Origin of the sequence: Mucilaginibacter inviolabilis (assembly GCF_011089895.1) — a bacterium.
In the GTDB taxonomy this organism is placed as follows: domain Bacteria; phylum Bacteroidota; class Bacteroidia; order Sphingobacteriales; family Sphingobacteriaceae; genus Mucilaginibacter; species Mucilaginibacter inviolabilis.
The window spans coordinates 3,430,925-3,446,767 of record NZ_JAANAT010000001.1; the positions used below are offsets into that span (position 1 = coordinate 3,430,925).

General features: G+C 39.6%; 15 protein-coding genes. 14 read left to right on the top strand and 1 reads right to left on the bottom strand.

Annotated elements, in window-relative coordinates:
* Window positions 1-43: 43 nt before the first annotated feature.
* Entirely contained in the window at window positions 44-781 is a 738-nt protein-coding gene (locus tag G7092_RS14090; RefSeq protein ID WP_166090354.1) for a glycosyltransferase family 2 protein, read from the bottom strand.
* 102 nt (window positions 782-883) lie between these two features.
* Between G7092_RS14090 and G7092_RS14095 the strand changes: the two genes are divergently transcribed.
* The 14 genes from G7092_RS14095 to G7092_RS14160 all read left to right on the top strand — a co-directional run bounded on the left by G7092_RS14095 (window position 884) and on the right by G7092_RS14160 (window position 15,765).
* Window positions 884-1,675 (top strand): polysaccharide biosynthesis/export family protein, encoded by a 792-nt coding sequence (locus G7092_RS14095; protein WP_166090356.1) that lies wholly within the window; start codon window positions 884-886, stop codon window positions 1,673-1,675.
* Window positions 1,675-4,098 (top strand): GumC family protein, encoded by a 2,424-nt coding sequence (locus tag G7092_RS14100; RefSeq protein ID WP_166090358.1) that lies wholly within the window; start codon window positions 1,675-1,677, stop codon window positions 4,096-4,098. Before G7092_RS14095 ends, G7092_RS14100 begins: the two co-directional genes overlap by 1 nt.
* A 12-nt stretch (window positions 4,099-4,110) precedes the next feature.
* Window positions 4,111-4,626: a UpxY family transcription antiterminator gene (locus G7092_RS14105; RefSeq protein ID WP_166090360.1), complete on the top strand. Its 516-nt coding sequence runs from the start codon at window positions 4,111-4,113 to the stop codon at window positions 4,624-4,626.
* 249 nt (window positions 4,627-4,875) lie between these two features.
* Window positions 4,876-6,663, top strand: coding sequence for an asparagine synthase (glutamine-hydrolyzing) (gene asnB, locus G7092_RS14110; RefSeq protein ID WP_166090362.1), 1,788 nt, complete (start codon window positions 4,876-4,878; stop codon window positions 6,661-6,663).
* Entirely contained in the window at window positions 6,656-7,777 is a 1,122-nt protein-coding gene (locus G7092_RS14115) for a glycosyltransferase family 4 protein (protein ID WP_166090365.1), read from the top strand. The genes asnB and G7092_RS14115 overlap by 8 nt, the downstream gene beginning before the upstream one ends.
* A gap of 2 nt (window positions 7,778-7,779) precedes the next feature.
* Window positions 7,780-8,637, top strand: coding sequence for an ABC transporter permease (locus G7092_RS14120; protein ID WP_166090367.1), 858 nt, complete (start codon window positions 7,780-7,782; stop codon window positions 8,635-8,637).
* Window positions 8,638-9,912, top strand: coding sequence for an ABC transporter ATP-binding protein (locus tag G7092_RS14125; RefSeq protein WP_166090369.1), 1,275 nt, complete (start codon window positions 8,638-8,640; stop codon window positions 9,910-9,912).
* Window positions 9,913-9,914: 2 nt separating this feature from the next.
* Complete coding sequence (locus tag G7092_RS14130) at window positions 9,915-10,682, top strand: FkbM family methyltransferase (protein ID WP_166090371.1); 768 nt, start codon at window positions 9,915-9,917, stop codon at window positions 10,680-10,682.
* A gap of 17 nt (window positions 10,683-10,699) precedes the next feature.
* A complete protein-coding gene (locus G7092_RS14135; protein ID WP_166090373.1) occupies window positions 10,700-11,392 on the top strand; it encodes an FkbM family methyltransferase in 693 nt (230 codons plus the stop codon).
* On the top strand, window positions 11,389-12,267 hold the full coding sequence (locus G7092_RS14140) for an alpha-1,2-fucosyltransferase (RefSeq protein WP_166090375.1): 879 nt from the start codon (window positions 11,389-11,391) through the stop codon (window positions 12,265-12,267). Before G7092_RS14135 ends, G7092_RS14140 begins: the two co-directional genes overlap by 4 nt.
* 29 nt (window positions 12,268-12,296) lie before the next feature.
* Window positions 12,297-13,196 carry a glycosyltransferase family 2 protein gene (locus tag G7092_RS14145; RefSeq protein ID WP_166090377.1) on the top strand — a complete coding sequence of 300 codons (900 nt, stop codon included), beginning with the start codon at window positions 12,297-12,299 and terminating at the stop codon, window positions 13,194-13,196.
* Window positions 13,193-13,939: a hypothetical protein gene (locus G7092_RS14150; protein ID WP_166090379.1), complete on the top strand. Its 747-nt coding sequence runs from the start codon at window positions 13,193-13,195 to the stop codon at window positions 13,937-13,939. Before G7092_RS14145 ends, G7092_RS14150 begins: the two co-directional genes overlap by 4 nt.
* Window positions 13,940-13,957: 18 nt before the next feature.
* Entirely contained in the window at window positions 13,958-14,833 is an 876-nt protein-coding gene (locus tag G7092_RS14155; RefSeq protein WP_166090381.1) for a glycosyltransferase family 2 protein, read from the top strand.
* A gap of 8 nt (window positions 14,834-14,841) precedes the next feature.
* Window positions 14,842-15,765 carry a glycosyltransferase family 2 protein gene (locus G7092_RS14160; RefSeq protein WP_166090383.1) on the top strand — a complete coding sequence of 308 codons (924 nt, stop codon included), beginning with the start codon at window positions 14,842-14,844 and terminating at the stop codon, window positions 15,763-15,765.
* Window positions 15,766-15,843 lie beyond the last annotated feature (78 nt).

Here is a 15,843-nt window from a genome sequence, read left to right on the forward strand (position 1 = left end):
TCACTCCTTATACGAGTATCAATAATTTAAGTTTAAGTTGAAATTAAAGAAATTGAACTATTTTTCGGAGGGGCTTTAAAACCAGGGTTAGTACAGGAAACGGGATTCTATTTTGACGCATAGCCAGCAAATCAAATTGCCAGGCCTTTACCCTGTTCTTTAAGTTTTTGCTACTAATGCCACCGGCACGCATGTTAACCATTACCATTTTTAAATGATAACTCCTGATCTGATGCCGGTACATCAACCGGAGCATCAATTCATAATCAGCCGCCGATCCATGATCAAGACTGTAGAAGCCAAATTGGTCAAATAAACTACGCCTGCAATAAAAGGTGGGATGCGGCGGCATAAATCCCAGCTTAAAAGAGTTATGGTTACATGTACCGGAGCGCCATTTACGGATAATCTGCCGGTGCTGATCAACAATATCCAGATCGCCATATAATGCTTCTATGTGGTGCTGCGCAAACGCATCTGCTATTGAATGTAAAACATGTTCATCGGCAAAATGATCGTCGGCATTTAGCATACCCACTACATCGCCGGTGGCCAGCCGGATACCTTTATTCATGGCGTCATATATGCCCTTATCCGGTTCTGAAATTAAAATTTGGATATGCTCACGATATTCATCGATGATCTGAAGCGTATGGTCTGTGGAGCCGCCGTCAACAATAATATACTCCAAATTGGGGTAGTTTTGGCTGATGACGGATTGGATACATTGCCTGATGGTATCCTGAGCATTATAAACTACTGTAACCAGGGAGAGCTTCAAAACGTACAAATGGGAAAAGAATTACCGATATATATACCCGCAAATTATGTATTTTTGAAATCAATCCCTAATTATATAGTTATTTAGCTTCTACACGTTTCTATGCGCAATTGTACCCTTACTCTTTTATTTCTCGGGATAATTTTTGTTTTAACCTCCTGTTCCAGCAAACAATACCAATTGCTTTTTGAACAAAAAACCGCCAGCCCGGATAGCAGTTCGGTACAAAAAAATACGGCTGTAACCATGGCTACCTATCGTATAAAACCCCAGGATATACTACAGATCAGGAACCTGCAAAATGTGAAGTATATTGTGGATGATGCTCCGACTGGCAATACCACTTCCGGTGGAAGCACAGGCAACAGTACAGGGCAAACCTTCCAGGTTGATGATGATGGTACCGTAGCCCTGCCCGTTATTGGCCATGTAGCAGTAGCTGGCCTTACCCGGTCTGAAGCGGCTAAACACATAGAAGAACTTTATCGTAAAAGCCTGCTCAAAGACCCTATCATTGAACTAAAAATTGTAAACCTGAAGGTTACATTATTGGGCGAAATTAAAGGACAGGGAAATTATCCGCTAACCAAAGACAGGACCACCCTCGTAGAGATGATTGGCGCGGCTGGTGGTCTTACAGATAAAGCCAATGAAACCAATATTCAAATTATACGGGGCGACCAGCTAAATCCGCAGGTAACAGTTATTAACCTCCGGAATATCCAATCTATCAATGATTCCCGCGCCATTCTTCAAAATGGAGATATTATTTATATTGCCCAAAACAAACGCGCTGTAAGGAACGAGAATCTGCAAAATATATCCGTGATCAGTCAACCGGTGTTGCTTTTGTTGAATACAGCTCTAATTATTTTCACGCTTTCCCATCGCTAATGGAAGAAACAGAAAAAATTCAGCGAAAACTGCCCAACCAGGAAATTGACTATTTTAAGATCGGTAAAATATTGTTGAGCCGCTGGTATTGGATAGCGGCTTCCGTGGGCATACTTGTGCTTATTTCTTATACTTATCTATGGTATACTCCCAAAACCTATTCATCATCAGGAACATTAAAAATTGAAGAAAAAAAATCGGAAATATCGGACCTGGTAACTGTAATGGCTGTTCCCGAACGCGGGCCATCAAAAATACAAAGTATTACCTCCGTACTGCAAAGCCGCAACCTCATCCTCAGCGCTATAAAACACCTGGATTACAGGATAAGCTTTTATATCATGGGGCGGGTACGTACTTCGGAAATCTATCCTTCAAAGCCATTGAACATTGAGCTGATCAGGTTTGATAGCTTAAATTTTTATCATGATCAAATAGGCTTTAAAGCGCTTAATAACAAATCATTTGAGCTCTCCTACAAAATTGCCGGCAAAGAGGTTCAAAATACGTTTAGATATGATACTCCCGTAAATATAGGCCCTACCAGTTTCACCATAAAATACCCGGGAATGCTGAGTAAAAACACCGTTTATCTATTTAAATTCAATATCCCTGAAGATTATATAGACCGTGTAAAAGGAGGTTTATACACTGGCGAAACATCAAAAAACTCCAATATTATCGGCCTGCAGGAAATTGACTCTAACCCTCAGTTTGCCGCCGATATTATCAATAGTATCATGAATGAGTATGTTTCTTTTGATCGTAATCAAAAGGCACAATCGGCTTCGCAAATGATCGACTTTATTGATAGCCAACTGGCTTTTTTGTCAACAGAAGTTAAAGGTTCGGAAAACTCCATTGAAAAATACAAGCAAAAATCAAAGATCCTGGATGTAAGTTCGGCTTCCACCACATCGGTTACAAAAGCAGCCGAAATTGAATCAAACAAGTCGCTGTTAAAAATTCAGTTAATGGCTCTTGATCAACTCAAAGACCAGATCACCAGGGAAAAAGACAATGTCAATTTAAATTTTACCACTGCCGGGGCCGACAATCATTTACTGCAGGCCATGGTTGAAAAACTGGATGCCCTGATACAGGAACGGAACGCATTATTAAAAACTTATAATAATGATTCGCAACCTATCCGCGATATCAACCAGCAAGTATTACAAATAAAGCTGAATGCCCTGAATAATATCAAGATTTTACGTTCAGGAATTGAAAAAAACATTGCTTTTTTAGACAGTCAGCTTTCGCAGATTAATCAAACTATCATGACATTGCCTGCAGCTCAACGCGACCTGGTGAGTTTGCAGCGGGATTTTGAGATCAACGATAAGGTGTATTCATTTTTATCAGAAAAAAAGCTGGAGGCACAAATAAGCAGGGCGGGAATATTGCCGGGGGCTACCATTATTGAACCTGCGCAGCCTAATTTTAATCCAGTAACACCAGATGAGCATAATATTCATCGCTCGGCCATTATCCTGGGTTTAGTTATTGGTTTGGGTCTTATTATTGTTGTGCGGATCATGAACCCTTACATTTACGATAAAGAAACTATCGAAAGTCTTACCTCTGTACCTATATTGGGCATCATCCGCAAATTCCCGGAACCCATTGACGAAAACAACGGACAAATTCTGGCGCTCGTTAAACCCAAATCTATCTTTGCAGAATCGGTGCGTTCTGTTCGTACCAATTTAAGCTTCCTGGCATCCGATAAACAAAACAAAGTTATTTGTATTACATCAGAAGTAGCCGGCGAAGGAAAATCATTTGTGGCCGTTAACTTGTCCAGCACGCTTTCACTTATCGACAAAAAGGTTGTACTTATCGGGGCCGATCTTCGCCGGTCACGCATACACAAGATATTTAATGTATCTAATGATATTGGCCTGAGTAATTACCTGGCCCATCAAAAAGAGCTGGATGATATTATTTTTCATTCGGAACAGGAAAATCTTGATTTTATAATTTCCGGTCCCGTACCACCCAACCCCTCCGAATTGCTGCATAGCGAGCGGATGAAGGTTTTAATAGCCCAGTTAAAAACCAGGTACGATATTGTGATGATTGATACTGCTCCTATAGGCCTGGTGTCTGATGCTATTCCGCTTATCCGGATGAGCGACATCAATGTTTTTGTGATTCGGTCAGGGAGGTCAAAGTTTTATGCGGCTACCGTACCACAGCGCGTAGCGCAGGAGTACCAGCTTAATAACACGGTAATAGTGCTGAATGCCTTTGAAGAAGAGCCTCTGCACTCCAGGTATTATACTACCAAATTTACCGGCGATAGTTCGGGCGTACATTATTACTATTATGCCGATTACAATGGTTATGAAGATTCGGGTTATTATTTGGATGATAACAAAACCAAATGGTGGAATATCAGACGATGGTTTAAATATTAAGTTTTTAATATAATGGACCTGCTAACGAGTGACGCGAAGAACAAATGGTATCCGGTTTATACACATGCACGGGCCGAAAAAAAAGCATACGAGGCGCTTACCAATAAAGGAATTTTAGCTTATCTGCCACTATACCGGCAACTTAGGCAATGGAGTGACCGTAAAAAGTGGGTCGAGGAACCCTTTATCAAATCATACGTATTTGTTAACATCGCCGAACATGCGCAGGCCGAGGTACTGATGACTAAAGGGATATCCCGCTTTTTATATTTTTCGGGCAAACCGGCCACTATGCCCGACCGCCAGATCAATGAGCTAAAGTTATTAATGACAAGTTCAATCGACCTGGAAATTACGGAAGAAGATCTGCAGCCTGGGGAAAAGATTATTATAAAAGCGGGACCTTTAAAGGGAATGACCGGCGAGGTGGTAGTATACCGGTCGCAAAAGCAATTGATATTAAGGCTTGAAAGTATAGGGCGCTCCATTATTGTACATGTTGCAGCCTCCTATATTGAGCGCTTTTAATCAGGATATTATTTTTAACATCAAAGAAAATACAACAAATTACGAGTCAGGAAATCAATAGTCAAGAATCAAGAAAAATAGTGAAAAGCGGTACCTGAATATTTCTTTTGGGGCCGGATATTATTCCATATTGAATTATTTTCTTGCTTCTAGCCCCTTGATTTCTTGACCATTTTAAATAACTGTAAATTAATAAGTTACAAAATAAAATTGTGACTTACGGGGCGAAGCTGTGAAGATATACCAACCATGTGCCGGATAGCAGGAATAGTTGATAAAAGCCTATCGGCCGATGAGATACATCAAAAAATAAAAACCATGTGCCAGGTACTGCAGCATGGCGGCCCAGATGATGAGGGTCTGTTTTTTGACGAAAGCAACAGCATTGGGCTTGGGCACCGTCGCTTATCCATCATCGACCTCAGCAGCAACGGGCACCAGCCCATGACCGATGCCGGGCAAAAGATATGGATAACCTTTAATGGCGAGCTTTATAATTACCAGGAGTTAAAAACAGAATTGTTAACGTTAGGGGCACAATTCAAATCGGTGACCGATACCGAGGTTATCTTATTATCGTACCAGCAATGGGGAACGGCCGCTTTCTCCAAATTCCGGGGAATGTTTGCTTTTGCTTTGTATGATACTGATAAGCATCTTGTTTACCTAGTACGTGATAGCGCAGGTATCAAACCCATATATTATTATGCCCAACACGGAGCCTTAAGCTTCGCCTCAGAAATAAGAGCTTTTACTGCTGCAAATATTATTACAGAAAAAGATCCCAATTGGCCTGTAAGGTTTTTGGCCTTTGGCCATATCCCGGAACCATACACTACTTTAAAAAATGTCTTTAGTTTACCGAAGGGGCATTTCTTACGCTGGGATATTACATCATCTTCCTATAACATCAATCCGTACTATGAAACACCGGTGCGGGAACAGATTACTGATGTAAACGAAGTCCGCGCATTGATCAAAGAAACATTGATAAAAAGTGTGAACCGGCAACTGATAGCCGACGCAACTATCGGTGTATTTTTAAGTGGAGGTATTGATTCCAGTTTACTCACCTTACTGGCAAATCTTAAAAAAGAGCAACAGTTAAAAACGGTATCCATTTACTTTAACGAGCAAAATTATAACGAACAAAACTATCAGCGGGTAATTTTAGATAAGTTACGTGGTCAAAGCTTTTCGCACCTGGTGCAGCAACATGATTTTGATACGTTTTTGCCACAAATTATTGCCGCCATGGACATGCCAACTACCGATGGCATCAATAGCTGGTTTATTAGTAAATACGCTCATGAGGATGGCTTAAAAGCAGTGCTATCGGGTATTGGCGCAGATGAACTTTTTGGTGGTTATCCATCTTTCAAGCGGATAAAATATTTGAAGCATCTCCGAAAAATTAATCCATCATTATTTTCGGCTATTGCCAGATTTTTACCTGATCAGTACAAAAAACTGACATTTTTAGCTAACGACCATTATTTGGCAGATTACCTTCTGCTAAGAGGCTTCTTTTCTCCTTTGGAAATAGCTAAATTTTTGGATACCGACAGTGAGCGGGTAATGGAGATACTTTTTGACACCAGCCATCCCACCAGCCCAAACAGTTACAATGAAGAACATGCCTCCTGGCTCGAAACCAATTTGTATATGCAGAATCAGTTACTCAGGGATACCGATGTGATGAGCATGAATCATGGGCTGGAAGTTAGGGTTCCTTTTTTAGATGAGGACTTTACAAGCATCATCAATCGTATTGCTCCATCTATCCGGTTTGCCAGCAACCCATCTAAAAAATTACTGATTGATAGCTTTGGAGATCTGCTGCCTCCGCAAATATGGAACCGCCCAAAAATGGGTTTTTCCTTTCCGTTGCAGCAATGGATGACGGCCCACCCGCAAATAAGTAACAGTGAATATTACAAAGGAAAAGCGGCTCAGTCAATGATTAAAAAATTTAAACATAAGGGTATGCACTGGTCAAAAGCGTTTGCACTTTATCAGATACAAGGCCATGTCTAAAAAAGTACTCCTGCTTACTTTACAAACGTTTAGCACTACTGGCGGCATCCAAAAAATGACTCGCACCTTAGGCTATACTTTGAACCGGATAGCGCAGAACAATAAATGGAACTTCGAATTATGGTCGGCCTATGACCATACCAGCGATCTGATGCCGGAATACCTGCCGGTCTCAAATTTTAAAGGATTTGGCATTAATAAATTAAGCTTTGCTTTAAAAACATTAAGTAAAAGGTTCTCTTTTCAGGATGTGGTTATACTAAGTCATATTAACCTGGCAGTAATTGGGTTGATCATCAAGGTCATGAATCCCAAATGTCAGGTTTGGTTGATAGCTCACGGCATTGAGGTGTGGAGACCTTTTTCATTCGTAAAAAAACGTTTCCTTAAAAACTGCGACAGAATAATTTGTGTAAGCAATTTCACCCGGCAACAAATGCTTCACTGGCACCATATTGATAAAGACATCTGTACGGTGTTGAATAATGCCATCGACCCATTGATGCAACTGCCCTTCACCTTTTCAAAGCCAACAAGTTTGCTTAATCGTTACCGGCTTAAAAATAGCTATCCCATTGTATTTACGTTAACCCGCATGGCTTCTACCGAAAAGTACAAAGGCCATGAGTTGGTGATTGAAGCTATAGGAAAGTTGAAAAACAAATTTCCGCACATCAAGTACATCTTGTCAGGAAAATATGATGAGCTGGAAGATGTAAGGATCAATAAATTAATAGCCAATCATGATGTGAGCGATCAGATCATTTTAACAGGCTTTATTGATGAAGCCGAATTGACCGACCATTTTTTACTAGCCGATCTGTTTGTTTTACCCAGTAAAAAAGAAGGCTTTGGGATTGTGTTCATAGAAGCTATGGCCTGCGGGCTACCAGTTATCTGTGGTAATGCCGACGGTAGTGTTGATGCCATCCGCAATGGCGAATTAGGTAAATCTGTTAACACAGATAATTCTACCGAATTATATGATTGCATTACCGAATCATTAGCTCAACCGCTAACAGACACTCGTCGCGAGCAATTACAAAAACATAGTTTACGTTACTTTAATCAACCCGATTATGAACACAAACTGCAGGAATTATTAAGCGAATAAGCATGTTGGAAAACGAAGACTGGGACATCAAAATAACCGCACAAAACAGCATTTTCGACCTAAAGCTTAAGGATGTATGGCATTACCGCGATCTGCTATTGTTATTGGTAAGGCGCGATTTTGTTTCATTTTATAAGCAGACCATCCTGGGCCCCATCTGGTTTTTTATACAACCGGCTATCACCATTTTATTTTACACCCTGGTTTTTGGTAACCTGGCCGGGATACCGGTTGATGGCCTGCCAAAGCCCTTATTTTATTTGGCAGGAACCATCGTATGGAATTATTTTGCCGAATGTCTTATCAAAACATCAACCGTTTTTAGGGACAACGCTGCATTATTAGGGAAGGTTTATTTTCCCCGGCTAATTATGCCGCTGAGCATTGTATTATCCAACCTCATCAGGTTTGGTGTACAGTTTTTACTTTTTATGATCCTTTATATGGTGTATCTGTTTAAAGGGAGTGTTATTGTTCCGAATGCTTTTTTATTGCTGTTACCTTTACTCATCATCATGATAGCAGCTCTGGGTTTAGGTCTGGGAATGATCATATCAGCGGTAACAACCAAATATCGCGACCTGGCTTTTATCGTATCATTTGGGGTACCTTTATTAATGTATACAACAACGGTAATTTTCCCTCTGTCGGTAGCCGAAACCAGATATCCGGCTTATAGCTGGCTGGTAAAATTTAACCCGGTAACGGCTATCATTGAAACTTTCAGATATGGATTTTTGGGGCGCGGAAGTTTTAGCTGGGAGCTGATGGGCTATAGCTTAGCAACCACTATTATCATTCTGTTGCTTGGTACTATTATATTTAACCGGGTTGAAAAAACATTTGTCGATACTGTATAAATGAGCACCGTAATTAAAGTTGAAAATCTGTCAAAAGCCTACCAACTGGGCGATTTTGGTACCGGCACTATTTCCCGCGATCTGGAACGTTACTGGGCCAGGATACGTGGCAAAGAAGATCCTTTTTTAAAAATAGGCGAAACCAATGATCGCACAACCAAAGGCGGAAGTGATGTGGTTTGGAGTTTACGTGATATTAATTTTGATATTGAACAAGGTGATGCCGTAGGCATTATTGGCCGTAATGGTGCCGGCAAAAGCACTTTACTTAAAATATTAAGCCGGGTTACTTCGCCCACCGCCGGCTCGGTAAAGGTAAAAGGACGCATAGCCAGTTTACTCGAAGTAGGTACCGGCTTTCATCCCGAATTAACCGGAAAGGAAAATATCTTTTTAAATGGCGCTATTCTCGGGATGCGCAAAACCGAGATCAAACGAAAGTTTGATGAAATTGTAGATTTCTCAGGTGTTGAACGCTATATTGATACACCGGTAAAAAGGTACTCATCGGGCATGTATGTGCGCCTGGCTTTCGCGGTGGCGGCGCACCTGGAATCGGAGATATTAATTATTGATGAAGTGTTAGCTGTTGGCGATGCTGAGTTCCAGAAAAAATGCCTGGGCAAAATAGGCGATGTAAGCAAAGGCGAAGGACGAACCGTTTTGTTTGTTTCGCACAACATGGGCGCCGTTCAGAAACTATGTAATAACGCTATATTGCTTCACAATGGAATAGTTAATGCGATAGGTAACAGCCGATCTATTATCAGTTCCTACTTAACTAATTCAGCACTCAATGAATCTGTCTATGACCTAACCGATCACTTGAAAACGAATGATCTTCCGGGTTATGCTTACCGGCTGCAAATAGAAGATACCAATGCAAATATTATCAATGAGATAGCCGCCGGACAGCCCTGGCAGGTAAGGGTTTACTTTACAATAAATAAAAGAACCGATCATTTTATCATCGCTTTGAACCTGATGAACGCTATGGATGTAAATTTAAGAACAACATGGAGCAAAGAGACCGATCTTGAAAAAGGCAATTATGAAGCAGTTTTTACAGAAGATACATTGATGTTCTCTGCCGGCACTTATAACCTTACATTGGGTTTGTCATCCTATGAAAAATCATTTCAATATATCGAAAATGTAGCCTCCTTTACCATCTCGCAATTAGCACATGAAAGCCTGGATAAAAGCATCATACGTTTAACTGATGCCGGCATACTCATAAATCAAATGAACATTAAAATAACACACTCGGTATAATCATGTTTAACCGTCAGGAAATATTAAATACGGATGTACCCATCAAAAAGGATTTGCTCCGTATTTTTAAGAAAACTGAAAAGCTCCTGATATTTGATATTGGCAGTTGTGAAGGTGAGGATTCAATCAGGTATGCCAAGCTTTTTCCAAACGCTTCCGTTTTTGCATTTGAACCATTACCCAAAAATCAACAGCTCATTCTGGATAATATTACACGCCATCAAGCTTCCCGGGTTCAGCTTTTTAAAATGGCTCTTTCTAAAACAGAAGGATGGCAGGATTTTTATGTATCATCGGGACAACCAGACGGTGCAGACACTTCAAACAATTGGGACTTTGGTAACAAATCAAGTTCATTACTGGCACCAAACCAAGTTTTAGATACTGTAAAATGGCTAAAGTTTGACACCACGATATCGGTTTACACCAACACTTTAAACAACTTCATGATTGAGCATCAAATAAAGGCAATTGACTTTATTCATATGGATGTACAGGGGGCCGAGCTTGATGTATTAACCGGGGCAGGTAAATACCTTCAGAATATAAAAGCAATCTGGCTTGAAATTGCTGAAACGCCCTTATACCGCGAGCAACCTTTACGAACTGATGTAGAAAAATTCATGAATGTTAATTCATTTAAACTCATTAAAACACAAATTGAAAATGAGGTTGGCGATCAGTTATATATAAACACCCGATACTTTAGCGAACGTAGTTTTTTAGGATTAAAAAGATTTAAACAAATACATCCTGATATACATGCATAAACTTTTTAATTAATCAAGTGCCTTTTTTCAAAAACCGTAAAATAAAACAGTGGCGTAAATTATCCTACTCCCAATCTGGCGAGGATCTGATCATCAGGTTTATTTTTGATGAGTTACAGATAAAAAAACCATCCTATATTGACGTGGGCGCCCATCACCCTTTCTATTTAAGTAATACGGCCTTGTTCTATGAGTCAGGAAGTAAGGGGATAAATATTGAACCCGACCCTTTACTCTTTAAACCATTTACCCAATACCGTAAAAGGGATATCAATTTAAACATCGGCATTGGTGAAAATAAGGGAGAAGCGGATTTTTACATTATTTCATCGCCTACATTAAATACGTTTTCAAAACAGGAGGCCGAAAACTATAGCAGTGAGGGCGACTATAAAATTGTGAGGGTTATTAAAACGCCCGTTAATTCCATTGCAAACGTAATACAGGAAAGCAACAACGGCGTTTTTCCGCAGCTTTTAAATCTTGACGCCGAAGGTATTGATGAATTGATTATCAGATCTATTGATTATACAAAAAGCTATCCTCTGGTGATATGTATCGAAACTATATCGTTTTCTACATCGGGGAATGGCATTAAAAATACGGAGATCATCAATTTTATTTTAAGCATGGGATATATCCTTTATGCAGATACTTACATCAACTCCATTTTTGTTAAAAAAGATATCTGGCACAGAAAAGTCCAATGATCATCAGTAAACTGCAGGGAGGATTGGGGAACCAAATGTTTCAGTACGCCGCGGCAAGAAATCTATCGCCCAATAAGCCGGTATACCTTGATTTATCGTTTTTAGAAAAACACACTATATCAACTGACTCGTTTACTCCAAGAGAATTTGGCTTATCTATTTTTAAAAATATTGCCGCAAGCACCATTAGTAAATTGCGTTCCAACGTCATATTAAACCCTACATTGTTTAATCGTTTACTTAAAAAAGTACTATTCCCTAACATACACATAGTTCATGAGAATAATCAGCAAATAAATCTGGATCAAAATATCATTGATCGCAAAGTAATTTACCTCGACGGCTATTTTCAGCACGAAGATTACTTTAAAAATATACGAAGCCAGCTATTAAAAGAATTTACTTTCCCTGCATTAATGGGTGAGGCAAAATCATATGCTGATACAATTTCGCAACTGCCCAATAGCGTAAGTATACATGTACGTCGTGCCGATTATTTAAAAGCGGCCATTGCTGCATATCATGGTGTTTTGCCCCTCTCTTATTATAAAAATGCAGTTGAGCTTATTCATAAGAGTATTTCAAATGCCCATTATTTTATTTTTTCTGACGATACGGCATGGTGCCGGAATAACTTTGATTTTTTGAGTGACACTGCAACCATAATAGATATCAATAATCAGGATTGGATGGATATGGCTTTAATGAGCAATTGTAAACATCACATTATCGCAAACAGCTCATTTAGCTGGTGGGCTGCCTGGTTAAATCCGTCGACAAATAAAATGGTGATTGCGCCAAGAAACTGGTATGCCCATCAGGAAAAAACGGATGGTAACCATCATTTAATCCCCAAAGATTGGATAAGGGTTTAACAAAAAATAATGTTTTAATAAGCGTGTTAATGCCTGCTTATAACGCAGCGGCATTTTTGGCACAATCCATTAATTCCGTACTGGCACAATCGTATAAAGATTTAGAGCTTATCGTTATTGACGATGGCTCAACGGATAACACCGCGGCAATAGTTAAACAATGGCAAAATAATGATAAGCGCATCGTTTATCATTTCCAAAGCAATAAAGGTTTGGGGGCAGCGCGTAATAGCGGCCTTAAATTAGCTAAAGGGCAATGGGTGGCATTTTTAGACTCCGACGATCTTTGGGCAGAAGATAAACTCCGGCTTCAACTGAATGCCGCAATCGATAAAAACGCGGATGTAGTTTTTACCAACGGTTATTATTTAAATAATGATGAGTTAAAAGTGTATGAAAGTTTAACAGGATTCTATTCCGGACATCAACTTTATAAACTGCTTTTGACTCATAACCATATACCAGTTTTGTCGGTATGTATAAAAAAAACGTTGATCGACACCATCGGGTTTATGGATACAATGCCATTAGCCTATGGAAACGAAGACTGGGATTATTGGTTAAGGGCCTGCAAAGCCAACGTCTGCTTTTTGGGTATGGAAGAGAAGCTGTTCCAATACCGTTTACATGATAACAATATGTCAAAAAACAAGTCCAGAATGCTTGGTGGCAGTTATTATGTGATCAGCAAAAACTATGACCGTTCTTTGCTAAACAATGAAGAACAGGTTTATCAAAAATCAAAGCTTTTATCGGCTATACCCTACATCACAAAACAAATATTTAAAAAGCCAGCAAAAGCAGGTATAAGGTATGCGGTTTTAATTTTTAAAATCCTTTTCATTTCCAGATCGGTTATACCGGTCTTTGTTTATAACCTGATTAAAAACGGGCTAAAGAAAACACCACAGCTCAGCAACAATTCTTGAGTAACGATAAAAAGAAATATATCGCTTACAGTTTATGGGGCGATAAGCCCATTTACAATGTGGGTATCATTAAAAATATTGAGCAGGCCAAAACCATATATCCTAACTGGCAGGTAATTGTTTATCATGATCAAACCGTACCGCAGCAAACCATCAATAACATCAAAAAATCAGGAGCTCTGCCGGTGCATGTAACAGGAGATGTTTACGGCATGTTTTGGCGATTTTTCGCAGCTGATTTAAATGACTGCAGCCATGTCATATTCAGAGACAGCGACTCCCGCTTGTCCGTCAGAGAAAAACTGGCCGTTGACGAATGGATCGATAGCGATAATACCATTCACATTATGCGGGATCACCCTTATCATCTGGATCCGGTAGATGGTATAAAACATTATATACTGGGAGGCATGTGGGGAATAAAAGGTAACTCCGTGAATATGCATACCTTGATTGCCAAATACTGTGACAAAAAAGTATTGGGATATGGAAGCGATCAGATTTTTTTAAATGATATCTATGAGCAGTTTAAAGCCTCGGCAACCATTCACGACGAGTTTTTTTCTGGCGCCCCGTTTCCGGTCAAAAGAACAGGGTATCGCTTTATTGGCGAACGTATTGACGAACAAGAAAAACCTATGGGTGATGACTGGAAAGTGATAAAAGATTTTTACACGGCAAAAAAACCGATGAACCGGATTTTAGGAAAAATCAAAAAAGCTATTCGCAGCGCATTACGATAAATACCTTAAAGTTAACCATTGACATTTTCTAAAATATCTGTTATTACACCTTCCTATAATCAGGGTAGGTTTATTGAACAAACTATACTTTCGGTTATCGGGCAGCAATACCCCAACATAGAATATATTATTATTGATGGCGGAAGTACCGATGAAACCCTTGATATTATCAGGAAGTACGAAAACCATATCACTTACTGGATTAGCGAAGCCGATCAGGGGCAAAGCCACGCTATCAATAAAGGTTTTGCTCAAGCTACAGGCGATATTTTATGCTGGTTAAATTCCGACGATTATTATTTGCCCGGCACCTTGCTCGAAGTAAACCAGGTATTATCAAATAGGCGACCGGAGTTGTTGTTCGGCAATAGTATCCATTTAAATGAGGCTACCCATTTTGTACATGGCAGTTATTTCAACCCCTTAAAAAACTGGGACATTAACCATGGCGATTATATTGTACAACCCGGCAGCTTTTGGACCAGACAGGCTTTTGAACAAACCGGAAAACTCCGGGAGGATCTGCACTTTGGTTTTGACTGGGAATGGTTTGCACGCGCGCAGGCCGGTGGCGTAAGCTTTATTCCCTCAGAAAAATATTTTTCTGTTTACCGCGTGCACAATGATCAAAAATCCAACGATAATAATATCGATCGGTTTAAAGAGCTTATACTTATTGAGAAGCAATTAAACCCATCTAAATTTGAGTTTATTGATCGTTACCTTGGCAAACATTTGACCAACATTAACCTGCTATATAGCCTCAGTTCAAAACAGCCATTAAACGTTTTACAATACCAGCTTCTGAAAGCTTTTCACCCGGGTTTAATAAAATTGATAGATAGAGTTAGTTTGAAAAAATATATCAAATATGTCTATCAGCATCAAAAATAAAACAATAAATGCATCTGCCTGATCTGCTTCAGTACCGCGCCGAATTAGAAAAAAATGGAGTGGCATTTCCATTGCAAACGGTATCATCTACAAAACAGGGCCTACTAAATATTTTACCCCAACCAGAAACCCACAAAACAGGCTGGCCCTGGACAGAGGAAACTCAACCGGTTCAATATGATGAAAGCATTACATGGCCAAAGCTTACTATTGTTACACCATCCTTTAACCAGGGACATTTTCTGGAAGAAACCATCAGGTCCGTACTCCTGCAAAACTATCCTAACCTGGAATACATAGTGATTGATGGAGGCAGCACAGATGGCAGCCTTGAGATACTGGAAAAATATTCGCCCTGGATAAGTTATTGGCAAAGCAAAAAAGATAAAGGGCAATCCAATGCTATTAACTTAGGTTTCAGCTTAGCAAGCGGTAAGTACTACGCTTGGATAAACAGTGATGATTATTATCTAAAAAATACATTTCATCTGGTTAATGATATATTTTTAAAAAGTCAAACTGAATTTGTTTACGGATATACCTTTAATAAAAAGAATAACGAATTGGAATTGGTGACTGTACCACCGCTATACGATTACTTTTTAAAGATACCATCATTATTGCAACCTGCCTGCTTTTGGAGCGCAGGCATCCATCAGCCGGTTTGGGAAGAAATGTATTGTGCGCTTGACTATGAGCTTTGGTTGAGGTTGGTAAAAGGCAATAAACGCAAACGGATAAGACAACCGCTGGCTGTAGCTAACGTTCATGACAACGCCAAGACCCATAATGAAGCAACCCAAAATAAATGGCACGAAGATCATGTAAAAATGTGGTCGGCAGAAGGCCACGGACCCGTACCGGAATGGAAACGCATTGTTTTCCTGAACCGGATAAGGCTAAAATTATACAGGTTATTGAAGATTGTTTAAAATGAGAAGCAAGATATGAGAGTCAAGAATCAAGAAAAAATAACAATCTGTTTTTTCGATCTGTCTTGGCTCTTGATT

What these genes read in the sequence shown, in the direction of transcription:
- G7092_RS14095 (WP_166090356.1), top strand. Translation starts at nt 884, where the DNA reads ATGCGCAATTGTACCCTTACTCTTTTATTTCTCGGGATAATTTTTGTT.
- G7092_RS14100 (WP_166090358.1), top strand. Translation starts at nt 1,675, where the DNA reads ATGGAAGAAACAGAAAAAATTCAGCGAAAACTGCCCAACCAGGAAATT.
- G7092_RS14105 (WP_166090360.1), top strand. Translation starts at nt 4,111, where the DNA reads ATGGACCTGCTAACGAGTGACGCGAAGAACAAATGGTATCCGGTTTAT.
- asnB (WP_166090362.1), top strand. Translation starts at nt 4,876, where the DNA reads ATGTGCCGGATAGCAGGAATAGTTGATAAAAGCCTATCGGCCGATGAG.
- G7092_RS14115 (WP_166090365.1), top strand. Translation starts at nt 6,656, where the DNA reads ATGTCTAAAAAAGTACTCCTGCTTACTTTACAAACGTTTAGCACTACT.
- G7092_RS14120 (WP_166090367.1), top strand. Translation starts at nt 7,780, where the DNA reads ATGTTGGAAAACGAAGACTGGGACATCAAAATAACCGCACAAAACAGC.
- G7092_RS14125 (WP_166090369.1), top strand. Translation starts at nt 8,638, where the DNA reads ATGAGCACCGTAATTAAAGTTGAAAATCTGTCAAAAGCCTACCAACTG.
- G7092_RS14130 (WP_166090371.1), top strand. Translation starts at nt 9,915, where the DNA reads ATGTTTAACCGTCAGGAAATATTAAATACGGATGTACCCATCAAAAAG.
- G7092_RS14140 (WP_166090375.1), top strand. Translation starts at nt 11,389, where the DNA reads ATGATCATCAGTAAACTGCAGGGAGGATTGGGGAACCAAATGTTTCAG.
- G7092_RS14145 (WP_166090377.1), top strand. Translation starts at nt 12,297, where the DNA reads ATGCCTGCTTATAACGCAGCGGCATTTTTGGCACAATCCATTAATTCC.
- G7092_RS14160 (WP_166090383.1), top strand. Translation starts at nt 14,842, where the DNA reads ATGCATCTGCCTGATCTGCTTCAGTACCGCGCCGAATTAGAAAAAAAT.